The following is a 273-nucleotide window of genomic DNA, read 5'->3' as shown; positions in this document are numbered from 1 at the left end:
GTCGTCAGGCCGCGATGGAAGATCGTGATCGTATTGCCGAGCTGCTCAGTGGCGCCGACATGGTCTTCATCACTGCCGGTATGGGCGGTGGCACGGGGACGGGAGGTGCTCCAGTGGTTGCCCAGGTCGCCAAAGAGCTGGGCATCCTGACGGTTGCCGTGGTCACCCGTCCCTTCCCGTTCGAAGGGCCAAAGCGTATGCGAGCGGCCGAGGAGGGCATGAAAGAGCTTTCCGAGCATGTCGACTCGTTGATCACCATCCCCAACGAAAAAC

General features: G+C 61.5%; 1 pseudogene. It reads left to right on the top strand.

The annotated features are described in order from the left end of the window. Positions 1-273 (top strand): annotated as a pseudogene (locus V0R37_RS22170) (cell division protein FtsZ); the annotation flags it as partial.

The sequence above is a fragment of the Pollutimonas rozaliensis genome (assembly GCF_048751585.1).
Lineage (GTDB): Bacteria > Pseudomonadota > Gammaproteobacteria > Burkholderiales > Burkholderiaceae_B.
The sequence above is the reverse complement of the archived record's forward strand: the minus strand, read 5'-3'. Positions and strand labels throughout refer to the sequence as shown.